This window comes from Pseudomonas tructae, from assembly GCF_004214895.1.
Lineage (GTDB): Bacteria > Pseudomonadota > Gammaproteobacteria > Pseudomonadales > Pseudomonadaceae > Aquipseudomonas > Aquipseudomonas tructae.
The window spans coordinates 4,168,174-4,190,856 of sequence record NZ_CP035952.1; the positions used below are offsets into that span (position 1 = coordinate 4,168,174).

The 22,683-nt window shown below is 62.7% G+C and carries 20 protein-coding genes and 1 pseudogene; 10 read left to right on the top strand and 11 right to left on the bottom strand.

Annotated features, from left to right (window positions below; all coding sequences use genetic code 11):
* Positions 1-287 precede the first annotated feature (287 nt).
* From EXN22_RS26745 to EXN22_RS19020, 3 genes and pseudogenes are all read right to left on the bottom strand, one after another.
* Positions 288-1,055: a methyl-accepting chemotaxis protein gene (locus EXN22_RS26745; RefSeq protein ID WP_407691978.1), complete on the bottom strand. Its 768-nt coding sequence runs from the start codon at positions 1,053-1,055 to the stop codon at positions 288-290.
* Positions 1,056-1,220: 165 nt separating this feature from the next.
* A pseudogene (locus EXN22_RS26750) lies at positions 1,221-1,904 on the bottom strand (methyl-accepting chemotaxis protein); the annotation flags it as partial.
* Between the two features lie 208 nt (positions 1,905-2,112).
* Complete coding sequence (locus tag EXN22_RS19020) at positions 2,113-3,885, bottom strand: ABC transporter transmembrane domain-containing protein (protein ID WP_130265522.1); 1,773 nt, start codon at positions 3,883-3,885, stop codon at positions 2,113-2,115.
* A gap of 277 nt (positions 3,886-4,162) precedes the next feature.
* Between EXN22_RS19020 and EXN22_RS19025 the strand changes: the two genes are divergently transcribed.
* Positions 4,163-4,342 carry a PA1571 family protein gene (locus EXN22_RS19025; protein WP_130265523.1) on the top strand — a complete coding sequence of 60 codons (180 nt, stop codon included), beginning with the start codon at positions 4,163-4,165 and terminating at the stop codon, positions 4,340-4,342.
* Between the two features lie 53 nt (positions 4,343-4,395).
* Here EXN22_RS19025 and pdxB read toward each other — a convergent pair whose 3' ends face one another.
* The gene (gene pdxB / locus EXN22_RS19030; protein ID WP_130265524.1) at positions 4,396-5,538 is read right to left on the bottom strand and encodes a 4-phosphoerythronate dehydrogenase PdxB; all 1,143 of its coding nucleotides are present in this window, start codon (positions 5,536-5,538) and stop codon (positions 4,396-4,398) included.
* Positions 5,539-5,680: 142 nt separating this feature from the next.
* Between pdxB and EXN22_RS19035 the strand changes: the two genes are divergently transcribed.
* Positions 5,681-7,078 (top strand): MATE family efflux transporter, encoded by a 1,398-nt coding sequence (locus tag EXN22_RS19035; RefSeq protein WP_130265525.1) that lies wholly within the window; start codon positions 5,681-5,683, stop codon positions 7,076-7,078.
* Here EXN22_RS19035 and tusA read toward each other — a convergent pair.
* Complete coding sequence (tusA, locus tag EXN22_RS19040) at positions 7,075-7,317, bottom strand: sulfurtransferase TusA (RefSeq protein WP_130265526.1); 243 nt, start codon at positions 7,315-7,317, stop codon at positions 7,075-7,077. The two genes, EXN22_RS19035 and tusA, sit on opposite strands and share 4 nt — an antisense overlap.
* A gap of 87 nt (positions 7,318-7,404) precedes the next feature.
* Positions 7,405-8,469, bottom strand: coding sequence for a 23S rRNA (cytidine(2498)-2'-O)-methyltransferase RlmM (gene rlmM / locus EXN22_RS19045; RefSeq protein WP_130265527.1), 1,065 nt, complete (start codon positions 8,467-8,469; stop codon positions 7,405-7,407).
* 253 nt (positions 8,470-8,722) lie between these two features.
* On the opposite strand from rlmM, the gene acnA reads away from it, so the two are divergent.
* The 3 genes from acnA (at position 8,723) to EXN22_RS19060 (ending at position 14,149) form a co-directional block, all read left to right on the top strand.
* Positions 8,723-11,464, top strand: a complete 2,742-nt coding sequence (gene acnA, locus EXN22_RS19050; RefSeq protein ID WP_130265528.1) for an aconitate hydratase AcnA — start codon at positions 8,723-8,725, stop codon at positions 11,462-11,464.
* Positions 11,465-11,616: 152 nt separating this feature from the next.
* Positions 11,617-12,393: a CPBP family intramembrane glutamic endopeptidase gene (locus EXN22_RS19055; RefSeq protein WP_130265529.1), complete on the top strand. Its 777-nt coding sequence runs from the start codon at positions 11,617-11,619 to the stop codon at positions 12,391-12,393.
* A 190-nt stretch (positions 12,394-12,583) separates the two neighbouring features.
* Positions 12,584-14,149, top strand: coding sequence for a methyl-accepting chemotaxis protein (locus EXN22_RS19060; RefSeq protein WP_130265530.1), 1,566 nt, complete (start codon positions 12,584-12,586; stop codon positions 14,147-14,149).
* Between the two features lie 43 nt (positions 14,150-14,192).
* Here EXN22_RS19060 and EXN22_RS19065 read toward each other — a convergent pair whose 3' ends face one another.
* The 4 genes from EXN22_RS19065 to EXN22_RS19080 all read right to left on the bottom strand — a co-directional run bounded on the left by EXN22_RS19065 (position 14,193) and on the right by EXN22_RS19080 (position 16,299).
* Positions 14,193-15,080, bottom strand: a complete 888-nt coding sequence (locus EXN22_RS19065; RefSeq protein ID WP_130265531.1) for a pseudouridine synthase — start codon at positions 15,078-15,080, stop codon at positions 14,193-14,195.
* 50 nt (positions 15,081-15,130) lie between these two features.
* Positions 15,131-15,442: a transcriptional regulator gene (locus tag EXN22_RS19070; RefSeq protein WP_130265532.1), complete on the bottom strand. Its 312-nt coding sequence runs from the start codon at positions 15,440-15,442 to the stop codon at positions 15,131-15,133.
* 93 nt (positions 15,443-15,535) lie between these two features.
* Positions 15,536-15,967, bottom strand: a complete 432-nt coding sequence (locus EXN22_RS19075) for a D-Ala-D-Ala carboxypeptidase family metallohydrolase (RefSeq protein ID WP_130265533.1) — start codon at positions 15,965-15,967, stop codon at positions 15,536-15,538.
* 95 nt (positions 15,968-16,062) lie between these two features.
* Complete coding sequence (locus EXN22_RS19080; RefSeq protein WP_130265534.1) at positions 16,063-16,299, bottom strand: glutaredoxin family protein; 237 nt, start codon at positions 16,297-16,299, stop codon at positions 16,063-16,065.
* Between the two features lie 177 nt (positions 16,300-16,476).
* Between EXN22_RS19080 and EXN22_RS19085 the strand changes: the two genes are divergently transcribed.
* Positions 16,477-18,435, top strand: a complete 1,959-nt coding sequence (locus EXN22_RS19085) for a monovalent cation:proton antiporter family protein (RefSeq protein ID WP_130265535.1) — start codon at positions 16,477-16,479, stop codon at positions 18,433-18,435.
* Positions 18,436-18,440: 5 nt separating this feature from the next.
* On the opposite strand, the gene EXN22_RS19090 is transcribed toward EXN22_RS19085, so the two are convergent.
* Positions 18,441-19,649, bottom strand: coding sequence for an ammonium transporter (locus EXN22_RS19090; protein ID WP_130265536.1), 1,209 nt, complete (start codon positions 19,647-19,649; stop codon positions 18,441-18,443).
* A gap of 302 nt (positions 19,650-19,951) precedes the next feature.
* On the opposite strand from EXN22_RS19090, the gene EXN22_RS19095 reads away from it, so the two are divergent.
* The 4 genes from EXN22_RS19095 to EXN22_RS19110 all read left to right on the top strand — a co-directional run bounded on the left by EXN22_RS19095 (position 19,952) and on the right by EXN22_RS19110 (position 22,507).
* Complete coding sequence (locus EXN22_RS19095) at positions 19,952-20,266, top strand: DUF883 family protein (protein ID WP_130265537.1); 315 nt, start codon at positions 19,952-19,954, stop codon at positions 20,264-20,266.
* 9 nt (positions 20,267-20,275) lie between these two features.
* Positions 20,276-20,653, top strand: coding sequence for a phage holin family protein (locus EXN22_RS19100; protein WP_130265538.1), 378 nt, complete (start codon positions 20,276-20,278; stop codon positions 20,651-20,653).
* Positions 20,650-20,982: a hypothetical protein gene (locus EXN22_RS19105; protein WP_130265539.1), complete on the top strand. Its 333-nt coding sequence runs from the start codon at positions 20,650-20,652 to the stop codon at positions 20,980-20,982. Before EXN22_RS19100 ends, EXN22_RS19105 begins: the two co-directional genes overlap by 4 nt.
* Positions 20,983-21,175: 193 nt before the next feature.
* A complete protein-coding gene (locus EXN22_RS19110) occupies positions 21,176-22,507 on the top strand; it encodes a deoxyguanosinetriphosphate triphosphohydrolase (RefSeq protein WP_130265540.1) in 1,332 nt (443 codons plus the stop codon).
* Positions 22,508-22,683 lie beyond the last annotated feature (176 nt).

Here is a 22,683-nt window from a genome sequence, read left to right on the forward strand (position 1 = left end):
CCATGGCTTAGCGTAGCTGGTGCTCAGGCAATTGGCCGGATGCACAGGCAATGGATGGCGGCTGGGGTTGTTCGATGGATCGGGAACGGTCGTCACGCCAGACTCGGGGCAATGCCGCCGGCGTCAGGGTGGCTCGCCTTAAAGCATGAAACGGGCCAACTATTACAAGACCAACGGCTAATAGCTAGGACGAGTCGTCGCACCCTAACTTTAACGGTTTAGCTGGCGGTAATCCGCCACATTGCCAGGGGCTTTCGGCAGAATGTGGCGGATTTCCCCCTCTTTACTCAGGCACTCAACCGCGCAGTGACTTCACCGAGCTGCCCGGACAACCCGTGCAAGCGTTGCCCAGCCTGTTCGGTCTGTTGCACGGCCTGCTGGTTGGTGGTGGCAATACGGGTGATTTCCACCAGGTTGCGCGAGATGTCCTCGGCGACGCTGGTCTGCTCTTCAGCCGCCGTGGCGATCTGCCGGTTCATGTCGCGGATCGCCTCCACCGCCACGGTGATACGCTGCAGCATCTGCCCGGCCTGCTGCACCTGCTCGGCACCCTCCTCGCTACGCTGCTGTCCGCTCTCAATGGCCTTGACCGCTTCCACGGCACCAGACTGCACGGCGCTGATAATCTGGTTGATCTCGGCAATCGACGCCGCCGTGCGCTGGGCCAGGCTACGCACCTCATCGGCGACCACGGCGAAGCCGCGTCCGGCCTCACCAGCCCTTGCTGCCTCGATCGCGGCATTGAGCGCCAGCAGGTTGGTTTGCTCGGCAATGCCGCGAATCACCTCGAGCACCTTGCCGATGCGGGCGCTGTCGGCTTCCAGATGGCGAATCACCTTGGCGGTGCCAGCGATTTCCTGGTTGACCACGGCGATGGTATTGATCGTCGCCTGCATCACCTGCTCACCGGCCTGGGCGCTATGGTCGGCCTGGTCGGCGGCACGGGCCGCGTCGGCGGCATGGCGGGCGACTTCCTGGGCGGTCGCGGACATTTCGTGCATGGCCGTCGCAACCTGATCAGTACGCTGGAACTGATCGCCGGTGCCGCGCGCCATGTTGCTGGCGATACCGCGCAACTCGCCACTTGCGCCGTCCAGCTCCGCGGCGTTGCGCTGCAGGCGGCTGAAGGTGTCGGCGAGAAAATCGCGCAGGGTGTTGGCCGCCACTGCCAGCCGTCCCAGCTCATCCTGACGGTCGCTGGCGACCCGCGCCTCGAAGCGACCCTGGCTCAACTGGGCGACATAGTCGATCAGGCCACGGATCGGCTCGATCAGGCTGCGGTTGACCAGCCATAGGCTGAACAGCCCGACCAGCGCGGCTGAGCCGAACATCACCAGCAAGCCCAGCCACACCGTGCGCTCGGCAGACTGGCTGATGGTCTCGGCACGGGCCTGGGCATCGTTGCGCAACTGACTGACCAGATCACTCATCTGCTCACTGGCCGCACGGTCCACGCCTTTGACCGCCTGATCGCCCGCTACCGGGTCGCCACCGGCCGCCAGAAACGCCAGGCGGCCACGTGCATACGCTTCACCCAACTGCCGATGGCTGGCTTTGAGCTGCTCGGCACGCGCCTTGAGCGATGGTTCGCTGACCTCGATCAGCTGCTCAAGAATGCCCTGTACCTGCTGTTCACGGGCCAGGAATTGCTGCCAGTACTTGTCCAGTTCAGCCGGCTGCTTGCCACGCAGCAGCACGTTCTTCCACTCCTGCACCTGGACCTTGAACTGCAGGTTGGCTTCATCGATCAACTGCGACGCCTGTAGCGGCCCGTCAATCAACTGGCCGTAGCCGCGCACACTGGACGACAGCAACTGGAAGCACACCAGGGCAATCAAAAGGATCGCCAGCAGGCTGCCGCCGAGCAAGGCAAGAATTTGCACTCTGAGGGATTTACGCAACATCGAAAGAGTCCCGGAACAAGGAATGAGGGAGCGACGCAAGCAGCGCCGACCAGGCAAAGACGTCCCTGTCCTCGTTCACTGGCCACTGATAGCAGGCCAAAAAAAAGCTGCCATCGATCGATAGCAGCCAGGTTCGAGCATTACGCAACAGCTGTAACAGATAGTCTCAAGTGATTGCTACAGAAATGTGACAGCCTGCGCCGAACTGTCACAAATCCGTCACGGTATTGAACTGCAACGCCGCCAAACGGGCGTACAACGGACTCTCGACAATCAACTGCCGATGAGTACCGATGGCCACCAGACGGCCCTGATCAATCACCGCAATGCGGTCGGCGTGCTGCACCGTGGCCAGCCGGTGGGCGATCACCAGGGTGGTGCGCCCGCTCATCAAGGTTGGCAGGGCCTGCTGGATCAGGTGCTCGCTCTGGGCATCGAGGGCGCTGGTGGCTTCGTCGAGCAACAGGATAGGTGCATCCACCAGCAACGCCCGGGCAATCGCCAGGCGTTGGCGCTGCCCGCCCGAGAGACCCAGGCCAGCATCACCCAGATGGGTCTGGTACCCCTTGGGCAACTGCAGTATGAACTCATGGGCATGGGCGCTGCGGGCCGCCGCCTCGACCTGCTCGACCGTGGCATCGGCACGCCCGTAACGGATATTGTCTTCCACCGTGCCGAAAAACAGCGCCGGGCTCTGCGCCACCAGGGCAAAGTGACGGCGCAGGTCCTGGGGATCAAGACGGCTGATGTCCTGGCCGTCGAGCAGGATCCGCCCATGCTGCGGGTCGTAAAAACGCAGCAGCAGGTCGAACAGCGTCGACTTACCCGCCCCCGATGGCCCGACCAGGGCCAGGGTTTCGCCTGGCTCGACAACAAGGCTCAAGCCATCGATGGCAGGTGGCGTCGGCCGTGACGGGTAGGCAAAACCCACGGACTGCAACTCGACCCGGCCGCTGACCCGCGGCGCTGAACGCTGCAGGTCTTGAGTCGGGGCGACAATTTCGCTGGTTGCTGCCAGCAGTTCGCCAATCCGCTCGGCGGCCCCCGCCGCCCGCTGCAACTCACCGATAACTTCACTGAGGGTGCCGAAGGCGCTACCGACGATCAGGCTGTAAAACACAAAGGCTGCCAGTTCGCCACCGGAGATGCGCCCGGCAATCACATCCATGCCGCCAACCCAGAGCATCACACCCACCGCGCCAAGCACCAGCACGATCACCAGGGTGATCAGCCAGGCTCGCTGGAGGATGCGCTTGCGGGCCACCTCGAAGGCCGCCTCGACCGTAGTGCCGAACCGCAACTGGTCGCTGGCCTGGTGATTGTAGGCTTGCACGGTCTTGATCTGCCCGAGGGTTTCAGCCACATAGCTGCCGACATCGGCAACCCGGTCCTGACTTTGCCGCGACAGGCTGCGCACGCGCCGACCGAAGATCAGGATCGGCGCCAGCACCAGCGGCAAGGCCAGCACCACAATACTGGTGAGCTTGGGGTTGGTGACAAACAGCAGGACGATCCCGCCCAACACCATCAAGGCATTGCGCAGGAACAGCGACAACGACGAGCCGATCACCGATTGCAGCAAGGTGGTATCGGCGGTCAGCCGCGACTGGATTTCCGAGCTGCGATTGCTCTCGAAAAAGCCCGGGTGCAAGTAGACCAGGTGATCGAACACCTGCTGGCGAATGTCGGCAACGCAACGCTCACCGATCCATGACACCAGGTAGAAGCGGCTGAAGGTGCCGATGGCCAAAGCCAGCACCAACAGCAGGAACAAGCCGATGGACTGGTTGAGCAAGTGCGGCGACTGGGTCATGAAGCCCTGGTCGACCAGCAGGCGGATGCCCTGGCCCATGGACAGGGTGATTGCCGCGGTGATGACCAGTGCCAGCAGCGCCAGCAGCGCCTGTTTACGGTAGGGATAAATAAAGCGCCAGCCCAGACGCAGGGCCTGGCGCTGACGCAGAGAAAACCGGTTGAGCATGGAATACGCCATTTGTCCGCTGTTTGCAGCAGCCTACACCGGACCGCAGGACCTGTGCCAAGGAACTCCGGGAACGGATCGGGCGTCAGAATAAAAATCTGTATATGTAAGACCCAGCCTAGAGCGAGGTAGACCGTTTCGGTCTAAAGTACTACTGGAGCTTTACTCGGCTTTCTGGTGGACTGCAAAGGTCGCACAGTGATAATCAAAAGAGCTGTCACAGGCCGGTCACGAGGCGATTCTAGTCTGAGCTTGCAACCTGATGAGGAGACAGGAAATGAGCTTGCAACACGGCAATAGCCAACCCCAGCCAAAAACCGCACCGAACCCGCAGACCCCCGTCGGCGGCTCAATCATCGACCCGGATGGTAAAGAGATCGTCATCACCGAAGAGATGGTCCAACGCGCCTGCAAGCAGTTGGATGAAAGCCGCAAAGAGCCCGCCAAGAAAGCCTGACCCCGCCGAAGTTTCTGACCCGGCGCCAGCACCGGGTTTTTACTGCCCGCGATTTACACCAGCACGCCACCCAAGGCGCGGACCATCTGCGCCAATTGCGGCGCGTCACCGTGCAGGCGCACGGCCAGGCCTTCGATTTCGCGGCGCGGCGGGTAGTGCTTGCGCAGGCTGTCGAAGGCGGCCTTCTGCTGCGCCGGGTCGCGGCTCAAGCTACGGCGAAAATCGGCATCGTCTCGGCGCGGGTCATACACTGCGCGGCACAGGGTAGCCAGGGCCCAGGCCGGATCAGTCTCGGCTTGCAAGGCAATTTCGGCCAGCCACGGCTGTGGCAACAGGTCTGCCAGTTGCACCTGCTCAGGCTCGCCACGCCAGGCACAGAACGCCTGATAGATCTGCGCCGTACCGCGCTGCTTGCCGTCCAGGCTGTAGCCGGCGATATGCGGGGTGGCGATCACGCAGAGGTCGGCCAGGGCCAGGTCGACCTGGGGTTCGCCTTCCCAGACGTCGAGCACCGCCTGGATATCATCGCGCTCATGCAGCAGCTGGCGCAGGGCCTGGTTGTCGACCACAGGGCCACGACTGGCATTGATCAACCAGGCACCGAGGCGCAGGCGCGCCAGTTGCGCCTGGCCAAGCAAGTGCCAGGTTGGCAATTCGCCACTGTGGGTCAGCGGCGTGTGCAGGCTGATCACATCGCACTGCTCGATGATCTGCTCCAGGCTCACATAATCACCGCCTTCGCGCGCCTGACGCGGCGGATCACAGACCAGCACCTGCCAGCCCAGGCCACGCAGCACCTCGGCCAGACGCCCACCGACCTCACCCGCACCCACCACCCCATAGGTGCGCGCCGGCAAGCTGACGCCGTCGAGCTCGGCCAGGGTCAGCAGGCTGCCGAGCACATAGTCGACCACCCCACGGGCATTGCAGCCTGGTGCGCTGGACCAGTGAATCCCCACTTGCGCGAAGTAATCCAGGGCCAGATGGTCGGTGCCGATGGTGCAGGTGCCGACAAATTTCACCTTGCTGCCTTCGAGCAGGGCCTGATCGACCCTGGTCACCGAACGCACCAGCAACACGTCGGCGTCCTTCACACAGGCCGCATCGATAGCGCGCCCTGGATAGCGGCGAATCTCGCCGAGGCCGGCAAAAAAAGCATCGAGCAGCGGGATATTCTCGTCAGCAACAATCAGCATGGCGCTCTCCTATCAGGGAGCGCAGTGTAGGCCGATAAGGCCTGAGTGTTCCACAAGCAGGCGAGGTTCCTGACCGTTGCGTCAAGGCGTAGACTAGCCGGCTTTGCCCATCTTTACTGTGGACGCCTGCCTTGTGACACCCATGACCGCCGATACCTCCCCCCATGCCTTGTCGCGCTCCACGCGCATCCGCACCGAGTTGCGCGGCCTGCTGATGCTGGCAACGCCGATCATCATTGCCCAGTTGGCCACCACCGCCATGGGCTTTGTCGATGCGGTGATGGCAGGCCGGGTCAGCCCGCGCGACCTGGCCGCAGTGGCCCTGGGCAACTCGATCTGGATTCCGGTGTATTTGCTGATGACCGGCACCCTGCTGGCGACCACACCCAAGGTGGCCCAGCGCTTTGGCGCCGCCCAGTATGCCGAGATCGGCCCGCTGGTACGCCAGGCCCTGTGGCTGGCGGCATGCGTCGGCCTGATTGGCAGTGGCCTGCTGCTCAGCGCCGAGCCGATCCTTGAAGTGATGAAGGTCGACCCGCAATTGGTGGCGCCGAGCATGGGTTACTTGCAGGGCATCGCTTTCGGCTTCCCCGGTGTCGCCCTTTATTACGTCTTGCGCTGCTACAGCGATGCCCTGGGCCGCACCCGGCCAAGCATGGTCATCGGCTTGTCCGGCCTGTTGCTGAACATTCCGTTGAACTACGTGCTGATCTACGGCCACTTTGGCCTGCCGGCCCTGGGCGGCGTCGGTTGCGGCTGGGCCAGCGGCATCGTCATGTGGTTCATGGCCCTGAGCATGGCCGCCTGGACCCGCTGGGCACCGGCCTATGCCCGGAGCCGGGTGCTGGTACGTTTCGAGCGCCCGCAGTGGCCGGTGATCAAGCGCCTGGTCGGCGTCGGTTTGCCGATTGGCATTGCGGTGTTTGCCGAGTCGAGCATTTTCGCGGTGATTGCCCTGCTGATCGGCAGCCTCGGTCCGACCGTGGTGGCCGGGCACCAGATTGCCCTGAACATCAGCTCGTTGCTGTTCATGATTCCGTATTCGCTGGGGATGGCGGTGACCGTACGCGTCGGCCAGGCCGTCGGCGCCGGAATGCCTCGCCAGGCGCGCTTTGCTGCCCTGGTCGGGCTGGGCGCAGCGCTGGTGTTCGCGTGTTTCTCGGCCAGCTTGATCCTGCTCATGCGCGAACCGATCGCCTCGATCTACACCCCGGACACGGCAGTGATCCAGATTGCCGCGATGCTGATCGTGTACGCCGCGCTGTATCAGTTCTCCGACGCCATCCAGGTGATCGCTGCCGGTGCCCTGCGCGGTTACCAGGACACCCGGGTGACCATGATCCTGACCCTGTTCGCCTATTGGGGCATCGGCTTGCCGGTGGGCTACCTGCTGGGCCTGACCGATCTGTTCGGCCCGGCCAGCGGCCCGAACGGCCTGTGGGAAGGCCTGATTGCCGGCCTCACGTGCGCGGCGTTGATGCTGGCGATTCGCCTGGCGCGCAGCAGCGCCAAGCACATTCGCCGCGCTGAAAAGCGTTAGTCGAGCTTCTTGCGGATCCAGTACAGGTAAGTGCCCGCCTCTTCCTGCTGCTGGACCAGCTCATGGTCGAGGAATACGCAGAACTTGGGGATATCGCGACGGGTCGAGGGATCGGTGGCGATCACCTTGAGCAGGCCACCGGGGGTCAGGTCGCGAATGTGCTGGTGCAGCATCATCACCGGCTCCGGGCAGTTGAGGCCGGTGGCGTCGAGGACGGCATCTGGGATGAAGTCAGTCATGTAGAACTCCGGAAACAATCAGCTATTGTCGCTCATGCCGCTGGCAAGGTCATCCTGTAGGAGCGCCGCATCGCCGCTCCCACAGCCTCACCGCGGCTTCAGATCCAGGCGCCGCAGATGGCAGGTCACTTCTTCGCGGTCGTGGTACAGCTGTTTGCAGCCGATCGAGACCTTGACCTTGCGCGCCTTGAAGCCCTCCTCGATGCGCTCGAGCAAGCGCCGCACTTCGGCATAGCGCTGCTTCATCGGCAGCTTGAGGTTGACCACCGCCTCGCGGCACAAGCCCTCGCCCAGCCAGGTTTCCAGCAAGGCGGCGCTGCGCGCCGGTTTCTCGACGATATCGCAGACCATCCAGTCCACGGTCTGCTTGGGCTTGTAGGTGAAGCCGTCGGCCATCAGGTGCTGGACCAGGCCGGTGTCCATCAGGCTTTCAGCCATGGGCCCGTTGTCGATGGCGGTCACCAGCATGCCGCGCTTGACCAGCTGGTAGGTCCAGCCGCCCGGCGCAGCGCCGAGGTCAACCCCGGTCATGTCGTCTGACAGCCGCGCATCCCACTGCTCGCGCGGGATGAAGTGGTGCCAGGCCTCTTCCAGCTTGAGCGTCGAACGGCTTGGCGCCTCGCGGGGGAACTTCAGGCGCGGGATGCCCATCGGCCACATCGCCGAATTGTCTGCCGCCGCCAGCCCGACAAACACCCGCCGGCCACTGACGAAAGTCAGCAGCAAACGTGGCTTGTGTGCGTCCTCAACCAGCCGTCCGGCCTTGCTCAAGGCTTTGCGCAGCGGTACTTCAAACTTGCGGCAGAAGGTCGAGAGCTCCTTGCCATCGTTGGTGTCCATCACCTCCAGCCACAGGCTGCCGCACTGCGGATACTCGGCCAGGGCCTCGAGCAGCACACTGATGCGGTCGGTTTCCGGCAGTTCGATGAACGCGCCACGGGCCCATTGCCGGGGGAAGATCAGCTGGGCAAAACGCAGCTCGCGCATCATCTGCTCGGCACCCTCGGCATCGTTGCAGATGAACTCGGCGCAGGCACTCTGCGGCTTGGCCTTGGCGTAGCCGGCGACGTTCAGGCGTGCGGCGTGCTCGGCGATTTCGGCACAGACTTCACTTTCGAAACCGGGCCGGCAATGCATAAACAGGGTATTCATCTTCACTCCAGGACGGCCGGCGCCCAATCACGCCAACCCTGACCGGGCGCAGTACACAGCGCCGGTAAATCGGCAAATGATAAAGGAAGTTCGGAACCTGCGACACTTGCTGCCGGTCCAGAACTTGGTCAGGTGCGCCAAACAGGGCTAACCTGACCGTTCAGCCAGGTCCGTGCCGTGCGGACCGTTACAGAGGCGGTGAACCGGCGACAGCAGGGAAGATTGCCGTTCACCGGCACAGAAGGAGTTGGTAATGCCCTCGCTCGATAGCCTGAAAACCCTCAAGACCCTGACGGTCGATGACCGTCTCTACCACTATTACAGCCTGCCCGATGCCGCGAAGTCACTTGGCGACCTGCAGCGCCTGCCGATGTCGCTCAAAGTGCTGCTGGAAAACCTGCTGCGCTGGGAAGATGGCAAGACTGTCACCAGCGGCGACCTCTCGGCCCTGGCCCACTGGCTCAAGGAGCGGCGTTCGGACCGCGAGATCCAGTACCGCCCGGCGCGGGTACTGATGCAGGACTTCACCGGCGTTCCGGCGGTGGTCGACCTCGCCGCCATGCGCGCAGCGATGGCCAAGGCTGGCGGTGACCCACAGCGGATCAACCCACTGTCGCCGGTGGACCTGGTCATCGACCACTCGGTCATGGTCGACCGCTACGCAAGCCAAGAGGCCTTTGCCCAGAACGTCGACATCGAAATGCAGCGCAATGGCGAACGCTACGCCTTCCTGCGCTGGGGCCAGAACGCCTTTGACAATTTCAGCGTGGTGCCACCGGGCACCGGTATCTGCCACCAGGTCAACCTCGAGTACCTGGGCCGCACGGTCTGGACCCGTGAAGAAGACGGGCGCACCTACGCCTTCCCCGACACCCTGGTCGGCACCGACTCGCACACCACCATGATCAACGGCCTGGGCGTACTCGGCTGGGGGGTGGGCGGTATCGAAGCCGAGGCGGCCATGCTTGGCCAGCCGGTTTCGATGCTGATCCCGGAAGTGATCGGCTTCAAGCTGACCGGCAAGTTGCGCGAAGGCATCACCGCCACCGACCTGGTGCTGACCGTGACGCAGATGCTGCGCAAAAAAGGTGTGGTCGGCAAGTTCGTCGAATTTTATGGCGACGGCCTGGCCGACCTGCCCCTGGCCGACCGCGCCACCATCGCCAACATGGCCCCGGAATACGGCGCCACCTGCGGATTTTTCCCGGTCGATCAGATCACCCTCGATTACTTGCGCCTGTCCGGCCGACCGCAAGCCACAGTGAAACTGGTCGAGGCCTACTGCAAGGCCCAGGGTCTGTGGCGCCTGCCCGGCCAGGAGCCAGTGTTCACCGACGCCCTGGCCCTGGACATGCACGAAGTCGAAGCCAGCCTGGCCGGGCCCAAGCGCCCGCAAGACCGTGTGGCCCTGGGCAATGTCAGCCAGGCCTTCGATGACTTCATCGGCCTGCAGCTCAAGCCATCGAGCAAGGAAGAGGGCCGCCTGGAAAGCGAAGGCGGTGGCGGCGTGGCGGTGGGCAATGCCGACCAGGCCGGCGAAGTCAGCTACGAGCACCAGGGCCAGCACCATGTGCTCAAAAACGGCGCCGTGGTCATCGCCGCGATCACCTCCTGCACCAACACCTCCAACCCCAGCGTGATGATGGCGGCCGGCCTGGTCGCGAAAAAAGCGGTGGAAAAAGGCCTGCAGCGCAAACCCTGGGTCAAGAGCTCCCTGGCACCGGGCTCTAAAGTGGTGACCGATTACTACAAGGCCGCAGGCCTGACTCGGTACCTGGATGCCCTGGGCTTTGATCTGGTGGGTTATGGCTGCACCACCTGCATCGGCAACTCCGGCCCGCTGGATGACGCCATCGAAAAGGCCATTACCGGTACCGACCTTACCGTTGCCTCGGTGCTGTCTGGCAACCGCAACTTCGAAGGCCGCGTACACCCGCTGGTGAAAACCAACTGGCTGGCCTCCCCGCCCCTGGTGGTCGCCTACGCCCTGGCCGGCAGCGTGCGCATCGATATCAGCCGTGAATCGCTGGGCGACGGCAAAGATGGCCAGCCGGTGTACCTGCGCGACATCTGGCCAAGCCAGCAAGAAATCGCCGACGCCGTGGCCAGCGTCGATACCGCAATGTTCCACAAGGAGTACGCCGAAGTGTTCGCCGGTGACGCCCAATGGCAAGCCATTGAAGTACCGCAGGCGGCCACTTATGTCTGGCAGGACGATTCCACCTACATCCAGCATCCGCCTTTCTTCGACAACATCACCGGACCGCTGCCGGTGATCGAGGATATCAAGGGCGCCCGGGTCCTGGCCTTGCTGGGGGATTCGGTGACCACCGACCACATCTCCCCGGCCGGCAACATCAAGGCCGACAGCCCGGCCGGACGCTACCTGCGTGACAAGGGCGTGGAACCGCGCGACTTCAACTCTTATGGCTCACGCCGGGGCAACCATGATGTGATGATGCGCGGTACCTTCGCCAACATCCGCATCCGCAACGAAATGCTCGGTGGTGAAGAAGGCGGCAACACCCTCTATGTACCCACTGGCGAGAAGCTGGCGATCTACGACGCGGCCATGCGCTACCAGGCCGACGGCACGCCATTGATAGTGATTGCCGGCCAGGAGTACGGCACCGGCTCGAGCCGCGACTGGGCCGCCAAGGGCACCAACCTGCTGGGGGTCAAGGCGGTGCTGGCCGAGAGCTTCGAACGTATCCACCGCTCCAACCTGGTGGGCATGGGGGTACTGCCCCTGCAGTTCCAGTCTGGGCAGAACCGCAAGAGCCTGGCCCTGGACGGCCGCGAACGTGTCGACATCCTCGGCCTGAGCCAAGCCCAAGTGCAGCCGCACATGACCCTGACCCTCCAGATCACCCGCGAGGATGGCCGCCAGGAACAGGTCCAGGTGCTGTGCCGCATCGACACCCTCAATGAAGTCGAGTACTTCAAGGCAGGCGGCATTCTCCACTATGTTCTGCGGCAATTGATCGCAGCCTGAAGAAACGGCCCGGTCCCCTGTGACCGGGCCTTTGCCTTAGGCTGCAGACAACGTACGATAAGCACTAATGGCCAAAGGATGGCAGACAGGCGTGTCCTCGAGCGCAGCAGCGCAGTCGAAGGGTTCACGTTTTGCTTTTCAAAGGATGTCTCATGCTTGCCCCGCAATGGATCGGCCTGGCGCTGCTCGGCCTCGGTTATCTCTTCGCCTTGCTCAAAGGCAATCTCGGCCTATTGGCCCTGCCCAGCCTGATTGCCCTGCTCTGCGCCGGCCTGCTGGTGCGCCGTGCCAGCCTCTGGCAAAAACTGGTTGGCCATGCCCTGTTCGTGCTGCTGGCCATCGCCCTGGCGCTGCACCTGCTGCCGGGTTTCATGAGCGCCAAAGTCATCGACAAGCTGCGCTTGAGCAGCGAAGCCCTGCCCTTTTCCATGTACCTGAACCTGGACAAGCCCCTGATCGGCTTCTGGCTGTTGCTGGCCTGCCCGTGGGTGCTTGCGCTGAACAACAAGCGCCCGTTCGCAAGCCTGGCCCTGACCCTGCCGTTGGTGAGCGCCCTGTGCCTGGGTGGCGCCTGGCTGATGGGGATGGTCGCCTGGGCGCCGAAGTGGCCGGAGCAAGGCTGGATCTGGGCGATGAACAACCTGTTGCTGGTCTGCCTGACGGAAGAGCTGCTGTTTCGCGGCTACATTCAGGGCGGCCTGCAACGTCTATTGAGGAACCAGAACCTGGCGCTACTGCTGGCCGCAGCATTGTTTGGCCTGGCTCATTTGGGCGGCGGCTGGCAATGGGTGCTGCTGGCCGGCCTGGCCGGTGTCGGTTATGGCCTGGCCTACCGTTATGGCGGCCTTTTCGCCGCTGTACTGTGCCATTTCGGCCTGAATCTTGCGCACTTTGCCGGCTTCAGCTATCCGGCCATGGTGCCGCTGTGAACCTGCGGTCAATAGCTGACTTTTGTGTCAAAAATATGAAAAAATACAGCGAACTTGTTGAACTTTGCACCGGTGGCGTAACGCAGGTCGGAGCATGACTCCTTGATCGAAATCAAGCCCTGCAAATATTCATTCAACAAAAGCCCCGGCATGCCGATAACTCTGGAAAGCCTTGCGGATTGAACAGCTAATGCGTAACAACCAGCCGATTACCCAACGCGAACGGACTTTCCCAGCTCAGCAACGGTTGATTTCGACCACTGATGCCAAGGGTGTTATCACTTACTGCAACGACGCTTTCATCGAGATCAGCGGCTTCTCCCGCGAGGAGCTGATGCGCGCGCCGCATAACCTGGTCCGCCACCCGGATGTGCCGCCAGCGGTATTTGCGCACATGTGGTCGACGCTCAAACAAGGCTTGCCATGGATGGGCATCGTCAAGAACCGCTGCAAGTCGGGCGACCATTACTGGGTCAATGCCTATGTCACGCCGGTGTTCGAAAACAACCAGGTGGTGGGCTTTGAATCGGTACGGGTCAAACCGACCGCCGAACAGGTCCGCCGCGCCGAAGCGCTGTACCAGCGCATCAACCAGGGCAAACCGGCGATCCCGCGTCGCGACAAGTGGCTGCCGGTCGTGCAGGACTGGTTGCCCTTCATTCTGGTCAGCCAGATCGGCTTTTTGATCGGCAACTGGCTGGGCCACTCCTGGGGCTTCGCCCTCGCCGCCGCCCTGTCGGTGCCGCTCGGCCTGCTCGGCCTGAGCTGGCAGCAGCGCGGCCTCAAGCGCCTGCTGCGCCTGGCCGAACAGACCACCTCCGATCCGCTGATCGCACAGATGTACACTGACAGCCGCGGTGTGCAGGCGCGCCTGGAAATGGCCATGCTCAGCCAGGATGCCCGGATGAAAACCTGCCTGACCCGCCTGCAGGACACCGCCGAGCACCTCAACGAGCAGGCGCGCCAGTCCGACACTCTGGCCCACAACAGCTCCTCGGGCCTGGAACGCCAGCGGGTGGAGACCGAGCAGGTCGCCGCCGCCGTCAACCAGATGGCCGCCACCACCCAGGAAGTGGCCAACCATGTGCAGCGCACCGCCGATGCCACCCAGGAAGCCAATCGCCTGACCGGGCGCGGCCGCGACATCGCCGGGGAGACCCGTGAGGCGATCCAGCGCCTGTCGGCCGCCGTGGGCGAAACCGGGCTGACCGTGACCCAACTGGCCCGCGACAGCGACGAGATCGGCGGTGTGGTCGATGTGATCAAGGGCATTGCCGACCAGACCAACCTGTTGGCCCTCAACGCCGCCATTGAAGCGGCCCGGGCCGGTGAAATGGGCCGCGGCTTTGCCGTGGTGGCAGACGAGGTGCGCCAGCTGGCGCAGCGCACCGCCGAGTCCACCGGGCAGATCCATGGCCTGATCGCCAAGTTGCAACAGACCGCCAACAGTGCCGTGCAAACCATGGAAACCGGCCACCGCCAGGCCGAGGAAGGCGTGGCACGGGTACTGGAAGCGGACCAGGCGCTGGTGGGCATCAGCGAAGCCGTGGCCAATATCACCGACATGGCTACGCAGATTGCCGCCGCGACCGAAGAGCAGACGGCTGTTGCCGATGAAATCAGCCGCAACATCAGCACCATCGCTGAACTGGCTGACCAGAGCTCGGAACAGGCCCAGCACTCGGCGCAGCTCAGCGAAGAGCTGACCCGCACTGCCACCAGCCAGTACTCGCTGGTAGAACGCTTCAACCGCTAAGCCCGACCGCGCATCGCCCCTGGCGGTGCGCGGTTGTCCCGCCTTACCAGTCGAGCATCAGCCGGCTTTCGAAGTAGCGCTCTGCACCATTGAGTGGGTCGTTGAAACGCAGGCTTTGGGCCAGCAGCTTCAACGGTTTGCTGTAGTCGTCAGGCCCTTGAATGATGTCCGGATAGAACGGATCATTGCAGATACTCGCCCCCAGGGCGGTCATGTGCACGCGCAGCTGGTGGGTCTTGCCGGTCACCGGTGAAAGCCCATAGCGCCACAGCTCACCGTTTTTCTCCAGCACCTGGGCCAGGGTCTCGCTGTTGTTTGCCCCCGGCACTTGCTGCATGCGAAAGAACGGCTCGCCATTGGCCAGCCGGCTCTTGTGTACCAGCGGAAACTCAAGCTCCGGCAAGGCTCGGGCGATGGCCTGGTAGCGTTTGTCGATCTGCCGGTTGGGGAACAGCGATTGGTAGGCCGAGCGGCTCTGCGGGTTGGCCGAAAACAGCACCAGCCCGGCGGTGTGCCGATCGATACGGTGCAAAGGCACCAGGTTGGGGTTGTCGAGACGGCGAATCAGGCGGCGCAGCAAGGTCTGCTCGACATACTCGCCGGTCGGGGTGACCGGCAGGAAGTGCGGCTTGTCTGCCACCACCAGGTGCTCATCGATGTGCAGGATGGTTTCTTCGACCGGAATCGGCTTCTCGTTCGGCACTTCACGAAAATAGTGAATGCGCAGGCCTGGGCGATACGCCAGTTCAACACCGATCGGCAGGCCCTGGGCATCCAGCACCCGCCCACGGGCAATGCGGTCGAGCCACTGCTCACGACCAATGGCCTTGAAGTGCTCGCTCAAGCAGTCGAGCACAGTCGCCCAGTTGCCGGGCGGCAGGCAAACAGTACTGGCTTGATGCTGAGCAGGATCGAAGGGGGGCGTGGCCATGGAAACACTCGAGACAGATTGACCGGCCATTATCGCCCATGCCCGCTCGCTCAGCCAGCTTCGGCGGCGGCCGCCTCGATGAACTCCTTGAGCCAGCGCAGCACCTCGACCGCTTCCCAGCGGCCGGGATCATAGAGGGCGTACAACACCCCCTGGTACCCGACTACATCCAGCGCCCGATGGTAACCGGCGCGCTGGAACAAGGCTTCGATCTCGGCAAAACAGGTATTGAAGTGCACTTTGTTGAACGGCGTCTTGCCTTCGAGCACCAGGCCGTCAAGGCGCAACTCGAGCACCGCTTCACTCACGGCCTCGACAGCCATGCGATTGACGGAGTATTTCAGTTGTTCGACATTGACCATTGATCCGGACCCTCGACGCAAGCGCCATTCCCTATACTGTATTTATATACAGCATATTCAGAGATGTCGCCTGCGTCAATCAGCCTGCAGCTGTCAGACCAAACCCGGGAGAATGCCAGATCCATTGCGCACCGTGAGCACTTGACGGCGCTGCTGACCCGAAGCAACGCTCAAGTGCACCCACTGGTCATATTCGAGAATCAGTTGGTCAAACAGCAGGTGGCTGTCTGCCACCCACCGCGCCAGCGCTGCCGGCGTCAGCCCGGGCACGTTGAAGTCAGCTGCCAGCCCTTCGATATGCGCACTGCCGGATGAGCCTCCAATTGCCTCGTTCAGTGCAAGTGCGCGAAAACCGCTGCTGATCAGCACCGGCGCACCGACCAGCTCGCGCACCTGTTCGAGCGTTGCACACAGACGGCGCAGGTTATCCAGGGCGCGAGGATCGGGCTGGTTATCGATACCTCGTCGCGCTGCGGTCTCCGATACGGTCAGTTCCTCCAGAGTGAAGTGTTCGGTCAGGTACATGGTGCGGCTCCTTGGCAAGTTCAGAGAAGCCAAGAATTGTCCACATCGGCAGAGCGCTGCGCACGACGGGAAAGATATCCGTCAAGGCCGAACCCTCAGCCCAGGAACGTCACGACCTGCTCGGCATCGAACGGCCAACGCAGCTCGGCCGCTGTATCGCAACGACGCAACACCGGGATGAGCAAGCCATAGGTATCGACCATCCCCTCGTGCTCGGCGATATCAACCAGCTCGACCAGCAGGCCATGCTCAACAAACGGCATCAGCAGCGCCTCGGCCACTTCACACAGGTGACAGCCCAGGGTGCCGAACAATTGGCATTCAGGAGGCATTTATGGGTACCAGCATCTGTAGGAACGGATCATTATTCTAGGTCTGGATTCGGAGCCAGTCGAGCGCACCGCAGAAGCTTGCGAACAGCACTCAAGTACTGATGCACATCAACGGCCAAATGGCGCAAGTCGTTCAGACTTAATGGTTTTTTCGCTGTTTTCGCAAGGGAGTGTCTTGTGTTTGCCAACCTGTTGATCATCCTCGCTTCATCGCTGGTCGTTATCGCCTTTTTCCGGCGACTCAAACTGCCACCGGTTCTGGGCTACCTGTGTGTTGGCCTGTTCGTAGGGCCGACTGCCCTGGACTGGGTCAATGAAAGCGAGGAACTGCCAGACCTGGCGGAAATGGGTGTGGTGTTTCTGCTGTTTTCCCTGGGCCTGGAGTTTTCCCTGTCGAAAATGCTCGCCCTGCGCAAGGTGGTGTTCGGCCTGGGCAGCCTGCAGGTCATCTGCACAAGCCTGCTCCTCGCCGGGCTTCTGGCCTTGCTCGGCATGCCGGCCAACGCTGCCCTGCTGCTTGGCGCGGGCCTGGCGTTGTCATCCACGGCAATCGTCAGCAAAGAGCTCACCAGCCTTGGCGAGATCTTCAGCAGCCACGGCCAGAATGCCATTGGCGTGTTGCTGTTCCAGGATGTGGTGGCAGTACTGCTGCTGACCCTGGTACCGGTGTTTGCCGGGCAAAGCGGCCAGGCCTGGTACTGGGCCCTGCCGCTGACCCTGGGCAAGACCGTGATCCTGTTCGTCGGCCTGCTGCTGGCCAGCCGCTGGTTGCTGCCACGCCTGTTCCATGAGGTGGCCAGCTCGCATTCCGCGGAGCTTTTCGTGCTGCTGGCACTGGTCATCGTCTTGTTGACCGCCTGGCTGACCCACCTGCTGGGTCTGTCCCCGGCGCTGGGCGCCTTCCTTGCCGGCATGCTGCTGGGCGAAAGCAATTACCGCCATCAGATCGAAGCCGATATCCGCCCATTCCGCGACATCTTGCTGGGGCTGTTCTTCGTCAGTATCGGCATGCTCATCGACTTGCAGCTGTTTGCCAGCCACGGCCTGGAGATCCTTGGCCTGACCCTGGCGCTGCTGCTGGTCAAAGGCTGCGTGGTCGCCGCTCTGGTACGGATACGTGGCAGCGACGCCGAAACCGCCTGGCGCAGCGGCCTGGCCCTGGCCCAGGGCGGCGAATTCTGTTTCGCCCTGATGGCACAGATGCAACAGACCCAACTGCTGCCAGAAGAACTGGGGCATTTGCTGCTGGCCGCCACGTTCTGCTCGATGCTGGTCACCCCTTTGCTGCTGCGTGCGGCCCCGACCATTGCCTCACGCCTGCACCGCAAGCCCAACCAGGAGGTTCATCTGGAGGAGATCGAAGCACAGAGCGCCTCGATGCATGGCCACGTGCTGATCTGCGGCTATGGCCGGGTGGGGCAGTCGATCGGACGCTTCCTGCGTCGGGAAAACATTCCGTTCATTGCCCTGGATGACGACCCGGTACGAGTCCAGGAAGCCGCAGCCGGGGAAAGCTGCGTGCACTACGGTGACTCGCGCCGGGGTGAACTCCTCACCGCCATCGGCCTTGAGCGGGCGCGGCTGCTGGTGATTGCCGTGGACAAGACCGACATCGCCCTGAGCGTTTTGCAGGCGGCGCGCGAACGCCACGCCCAGGTGCAGATCCTGGTGCGCACCCGCGACGACAGCCAGCGCGACGAACTGCGGGCCGCTGGCGCCACCGCGGTGGTCCCTGAGCTGCTGGAGTCGAGCCTGATGCTGGCCTCTCACGCCCTGGTCATGCTCGGCCTGCCGCAAGAGCAGGTGCAGCAACGCGTCGACGAAGTGCGCAAGAGCCGTTACCGCCTGCTGCACGCCTTCTACCATGGCGCACAGACCAGCCCGGTCGACAGCGAAGGCCTGCCCAAGGCGATGATGCACGCGGTCAACCTCGGCGCCGAAGCCTACGCCTGCGGCCGCCCGCTGAAGGAACTGGGCCTGGAGCAACTGGGCGTCGAACTGCAGGCGGTGCAACGCCAGGGCACGGAGTTGACCCTAGACGCCGGTACCTGCCTGCATGCCGGCGATGCGGTGCTGGTCAGCGGCCCACTGAGCGCCCTGCAAGACTGCGAAGCGCGCTTGCTCGCCGGACGCTGAGCCCTTCAGTCCTGACTGGTGGCGCCGATCTTGTGAATCGACAGGTCGGCGCCGTAGTACTCCTGCTCCTGGCTCAGGCGCAAGCCGTGCAGCAGCTTGATGCTGCCATACACGGCAAACCCGCCGAGCAAGGCCACCAGCACTCCGGCCAGGCTGCCAATCAGTTGGCTGATCAGGCTCACCCCACCCAGCCCGCCCAAGGCACTCTGGCCGAAGATCCCACAGGCGATCCCGCCCCACACCCCGCACAAGCCATGCAGCGGCCATACCCCCAGGACATCGTCGATCTTCCAGGTGCTCTGCGCGGCGATAAAGCACCAGACAAACAAAGCCCCGGCAATCGCCCCGGTGACCAACGCACCCACCGGGTGCATCAGATCCGATCCCGCGCACACCGCCACCAGCCCGGCCAGCGGGCCGTTGTGCAGAAAGCCCGGGTCATTGCGCCCGACCAGCAAGGCGGCAACGGTACCGCCGACCATGGCCATCAGCGAGTTGACCGCCACCAGGCCGCTGACTCCTTGCAGGGTTTGCGCACTCATGACGTTAAAGCCGAACCAGCCGACAATCAGAATCCACGACCCCAGGGCCAGGAACGGAATGTTCGACGGCGCAAAGGCCACCAGCTTGCCGTCGCGGTAACGGCCGTGGCGCGGCCCCAGCAGCAAGACTGCCGCCAGCGCCAGCCAGCCGCCCATGGCATGCACCACAACGGAGCCGGCAAAGTCATGAAAACCTGCACCAAAGCGCGCCGCCAGCCAGGCCTGCAGGCCAAAATTGCCGTTCCAGACAATGCCTTCGAACAACGGATAGACGAAGGCCACGATCAGCACCGTAGCGCACAGTTGCGGGGCAAAGCGTGCCCGCTCGGCAATACCGCCGGAGATGATCGCCGGAATCGCCGCAGCAAAGGTCAGCAGAAAAAAGAATTTCACCAGGCTGTAGCCATGCTCCTGGCTCAGCACCTGGGCCGGTTGCAAAAAACTGACACCGTAGGAAATCCAGTAGCCGATGAAGAAGTACGCCAGGGTCGAGACAGCAAAATCGCTGAGTATCTTCGACAGGGCATTGACCTGGTTCTTGTGCCGCACAGTGCCCACTTCGAGAAAGGCGAAACCGGCATGCATGGCCAGGACCATCACCGCACCGAGCAGAATGAACAGCGTATTGGAACCGTGGACCAGAGTGTCCACTGCGCTTTGCATATTTTCCATGGAAAAGGCAGGCCTGCAAAAAAGCACCAAGACAGTTCAAAAACACTCCCTCATGCACCAGCCTGGATCGTTATTGCGGCCACCTCCCTGGCCAATCCGGGTGGTACGGGAGTTTTTCCTTGGGTTTGTCGTGGATTGGGTTAAGGTTTACAGGTCCCGGCATCTGCTTGCGCCCGCCATCGGCGCAGGCACCGGGCCTGGCGCACCATGGCGAAGCAAAAGCTGTACCAGCGAAATTGCACTTGAACCTTCGTCCGCGCCCACCACTCGAAGTAGCCATACACACCGTTAGGGAGAGCCCCATGGCCAGCAAATCGGCAAAGACTGCTCAAGACATATTGATGGCTGACTTCCAGGCCCTGGTACGTGATACCGAAAAGCTGCTGGAACACACCGCGACCCTGGCTGGCGATCAAGCCGATGAGCTGCGCGAGCAGATCCACGACAGCCTGCTGCGCGCCCGGGAAACCCTGCAACTGACCCAGGATTCGGTACGCGAACGCGGCGAAGCGGCCCTGGCCGCCACCGAGGACTACGTACAGAGCAACCCCTGGCAGTCGATCGGCATTGCCGCCGGGGTCGGCTTCCTGATCGGCCTGTTGGCCACCCGCCGCTGAGGAGCGCGCATGGAAAGTGAACCACTTGCCGGCGCCGGCCCCTCCAGCAAACGTCTTGGCGCAGCGGTGCTGGGCCTGCTGCACGGCCACGTCGAACTGTTCGGCATCGAGCTGCAGGAACAAAAAGCCCGCACCCTGAGCCTGCTGCTGTTCGCAGGCCTGGCGTTGGTGTTTGCCCTGTTGTTGTTGACCGCCCTCTCCGGCCTGGTGCTGGTCATGCTCTGGGACAGCTACCGCCTGGCCGGCATCATTGGCCTGTGCGTGTTCTACGCGATCGCGGCGCTGTTCTGCGGCCTGCGCCTGAAGGCGGCGGTGTTCGATGAGTCATCGCCATTCAGCTCAACCCTCGAAGAACTTGCCAAAGACCGGGAGCGCCTGTTGCCATGAGCCTGCCAGAACTACCGCGCACCACTGATCGCCGGGAACTGCGCAAAGCCCTGGTGCGCTTGCGCCTGGAAATGCATCGCCAGGAGATTCGCCACGAGTCCGGGCAACTGCTCAACCCCCTGACCCGCTTGCGCAGCATGGGCGACACACTGCAAGGCGGCCTGGGCATCAAGCACGCACCGTTGTGGGGTATCGGTGCCGTGGTGCTGCTGGGCTTCCTCACCGGCAAAGGTGCACGCAGCGGCAGCGTCAGCCGCCTGGTGCGGCTGGGAACCAGCTTGATTCCTTTGTTGAAGCTGGCCATGCAAGGGGCTGACAGCAAGCGTTGAGTTGGCCTTGTTGCATGTGTGTGTGTGTGTGTGTGGGCTTGCCCCGCGATAGTACTCTGCCAGTCATCTCGCATCGCGGGGCAAGTCGGCCGCCGCACCGCCGCTCCCACAGAATCTGGTTGCAAGAACACACTTGCAGCCCCCGCCCCAAACCACGAAGCTAGCCCCCTGCCCCCGCACCGGAGAAATGGCCTTGGATTGGCAAACCCTGCTCACCCGCGAACGCCTCGGTAAACCCCTGCACAGCCCTGAAGAGCTCGGCCGTAGCCCGTTCCACAAAGACCACGACCGGATCATCTTTTCCGGCGCCTTCCGCCGCCTGGGGCGAAAGACCCAAGTGCATCCGGTGTCGAGCAACGACCATATCCACACCCGCTTGACGCACTCCCTGGAGGTCAGCTGCGTCGGCCGCTCGCTGGGCATGCGCGTTGGCGAAACCCTGCGTGCCCACCTGCCGCAATGGTGCGAGCCCAGCGACCTGGGCATGGTCGTACAATCCGCCTGCCTGGCTCACGACATCGGCAATCCACCCTTTGGCCACTCCGGCGAAGACGCCATCCGCCACTGGTTCCAGCAAGCGGCCGGGCGCGGCTGGCTCGACGCGATGAGCGATGCCGAACGCGGCGATTTTCTCAACTTCGAAGGCAATGCCCAGGGTTTTCGTGTCCTCACCCAGCTTGAATATCACCAGTTCGACGGTGGCACCCGGCTGACCTACGCAACCCTCGGCACCTACCTGAAGTACCCCTGGACGGCACGCCATGCCGACGCCCTGGGCTACAAGAAACACAAGTTCGGCTGCTACCAGAGCGAACTGCCGCTGCTCGAACAGATCGCCCACAAGCTGGGCCTGCCACAACTTGAAGAGCAGCGCTGGGCACGTCACCCGCTGGTGTACCTGATGGAGGCCGCCGACGACATCTGCTATGCCCTGATCGACCTGGAAGACGGCCTGGAGATGGACCTGCTCGACTACGCCGAAGTCGAGTCGCTGCTGCTCAGCCTGGTGGGTGATGACCTGCCGGAGACCTACCGCCAGCTTGGCCCTGATGATTCGCGTCGACGCAAACTGGCCATCTTGCGCGGCAAGGCCATCGAACACCTGACCAATGCCGCGGCACGCGCCTTCGTCGAACAACAGGACGCACTGCTCGCAGGCACCCTGGCTGGCGATCTGGTCGAGCACATGCATGGGCCGGCCAAACGTTGCGTACTGCAGGCCAAGGACATCGCCCGGAAAAAAATCTTCCAGGACAAACGCAAGACCCTGCATGAGATTGGTGCCTATACCACCCTGGAAATCCTCCTCAACTCGTTCTGTGGTGCAGCCCTGGAGCAACATGGCGGGCGCACGCCATCGTTCAAGAGTCGAAGAGTTCTTGATTTGCTGGGCAAGAATGCACCGAGCCCCGACGCTTCCTTGCACACTTCGTTCCTGCGCATGATCGATTTCATCGCCGGGATGACCGACAGTTACGCCAGCGAAATGGCCCTTGAGATGACAGGGCGCTCCAGCCCGGCCTGAAACGCCCCGCCGCGCACTGGCCACCAATAGGGCAGTGCGTTTGCGGCCGCTGCATGAAGGAAACAACTTACAAATCACAACAAAGCATAAACAGAAACACGTCCTAGAAATAAAACCTTACCAACACCTCATTGACTTTAACTTCCCTACAAATCCGACTGTAATCCTATACTTCA

What these genes read in the sequence shown, in the direction of transcription:
- EXN22_RS19105 (WP_130265539.1), top strand. Translation starts at nt 20,650, where the DNA reads ATGAGCCTGCCAGAACTACCGCGCACCACTGATCGCCGGGAACTGCGC.
- EXN22_RS19035 (WP_130265525.1), top strand. Translation starts at nt 5,681, where the DNA reads ATGACCGCCGATACCTCCCCCCATGCCTTGTCGCGCTCCACGCGCATC.
- EXN22_RS19090 (WP_130265536.1), bottom strand. Translation starts at nt 19,649, where the DNA reads ATGGAAAATATGCAAAGCGCAGTGGACACTCTGGTCCACGGTTCCAAT.
- EXN22_RS19070 (WP_130265532.1), bottom strand. Translation starts at nt 15,442, where the DNA reads ATGGTCAATGTCGAACAACTGAAATACTCCGTCAATCGCATGGCTGTC.
- rlmM (WP_130265527.1), bottom strand. Translation starts at nt 8,469, where the DNA reads ATGAATACCCTGTTTATGCATTGCCGGCCCGGTTTCGAAAGTGAAGTC.
- tusA (WP_130265526.1), bottom strand. Translation starts at nt 7,317, where the DNA reads ATGACTGACTTCATCCCAGATGCCGTCCTCGACGCCACCGGCCTCAAC.
- EXN22_RS19055 (WP_130265529.1), top strand. Translation starts at nt 11,617, where the DNA reads ATGCTTGCCCCGCAATGGATCGGCCTGGCGCTGCTCGGCCTCGGTTAT.
- EXN22_RS19060 (WP_130265530.1), top strand. Translation starts at nt 12,584, where the DNA reads ATGCGTAACAACCAGCCGATTACCCAACGCGAACGGACTTTCCCAGCT.
- EXN22_RS19075 (WP_130265533.1), bottom strand. Translation starts at nt 15,967, where the DNA reads ATGTACCTGACCGAACACTTCACTCTGGAGGAACTGACCGTATCGGAG.
- EXN22_RS19100 (WP_130265538.1), top strand. Translation starts at nt 20,276, where the DNA reads ATGGAAAGTGAACCACTTGCCGGCGCCGGCCCCTCCAGCAAACGTCTT.
- EXN22_RS19080 (WP_130265534.1), bottom strand. Translation starts at nt 16,299, where the DNA reads ATGCCTCCTGAATGCCAATTGTTCGGCACCCTGGGCTGTCACCTGTGT.
- acnA (WP_130265528.1), top strand. Translation starts at nt 8,723, where the DNA reads ATGCCCTCGCTCGATAGCCTGAAAACCCTCAAGACCCTGACGGTCGAT.
- EXN22_RS26745 (WP_407691978.1), bottom strand. Translation starts at nt 1,055, where the DNA reads ATGGCGCGCGGCACCGGCGATCAGTTCCAGCGTACTGATCAGGTTGCG.
- EXN22_RS19025 (WP_130265523.1), top strand. Translation starts at nt 4,163, where the DNA reads ATGAGCTTGCAACACGGCAATAGCCAACCCCAGCCAAAAACCGCACCG.
- EXN22_RS19065 (WP_130265531.1), bottom strand. Translation starts at nt 15,080, where the DNA reads ATGGCCACGCCCCCCTTCGATCCTGCTCAGCATCAAGCCAGTACTGTT.
- EXN22_RS19095 (WP_130265537.1), top strand. Translation starts at nt 19,952, where the DNA reads ATGGCCAGCAAATCGGCAAAGACTGCTCAAGACATATTGATGGCTGAC.
- EXN22_RS19020 (WP_130265522.1), bottom strand. Translation starts at nt 3,885, where the DNA reads ATGCTCAACCGGTTTTCTCTGCGTCAGCGCCAGGCCCTGCGTCTGGGC.
- pdxB (WP_130265524.1), bottom strand. Translation starts at nt 5,538, where the DNA reads ATGCTGATTGTTGCTGACGAGAATATCCCGCTGCTCGATGCTTTTTTT.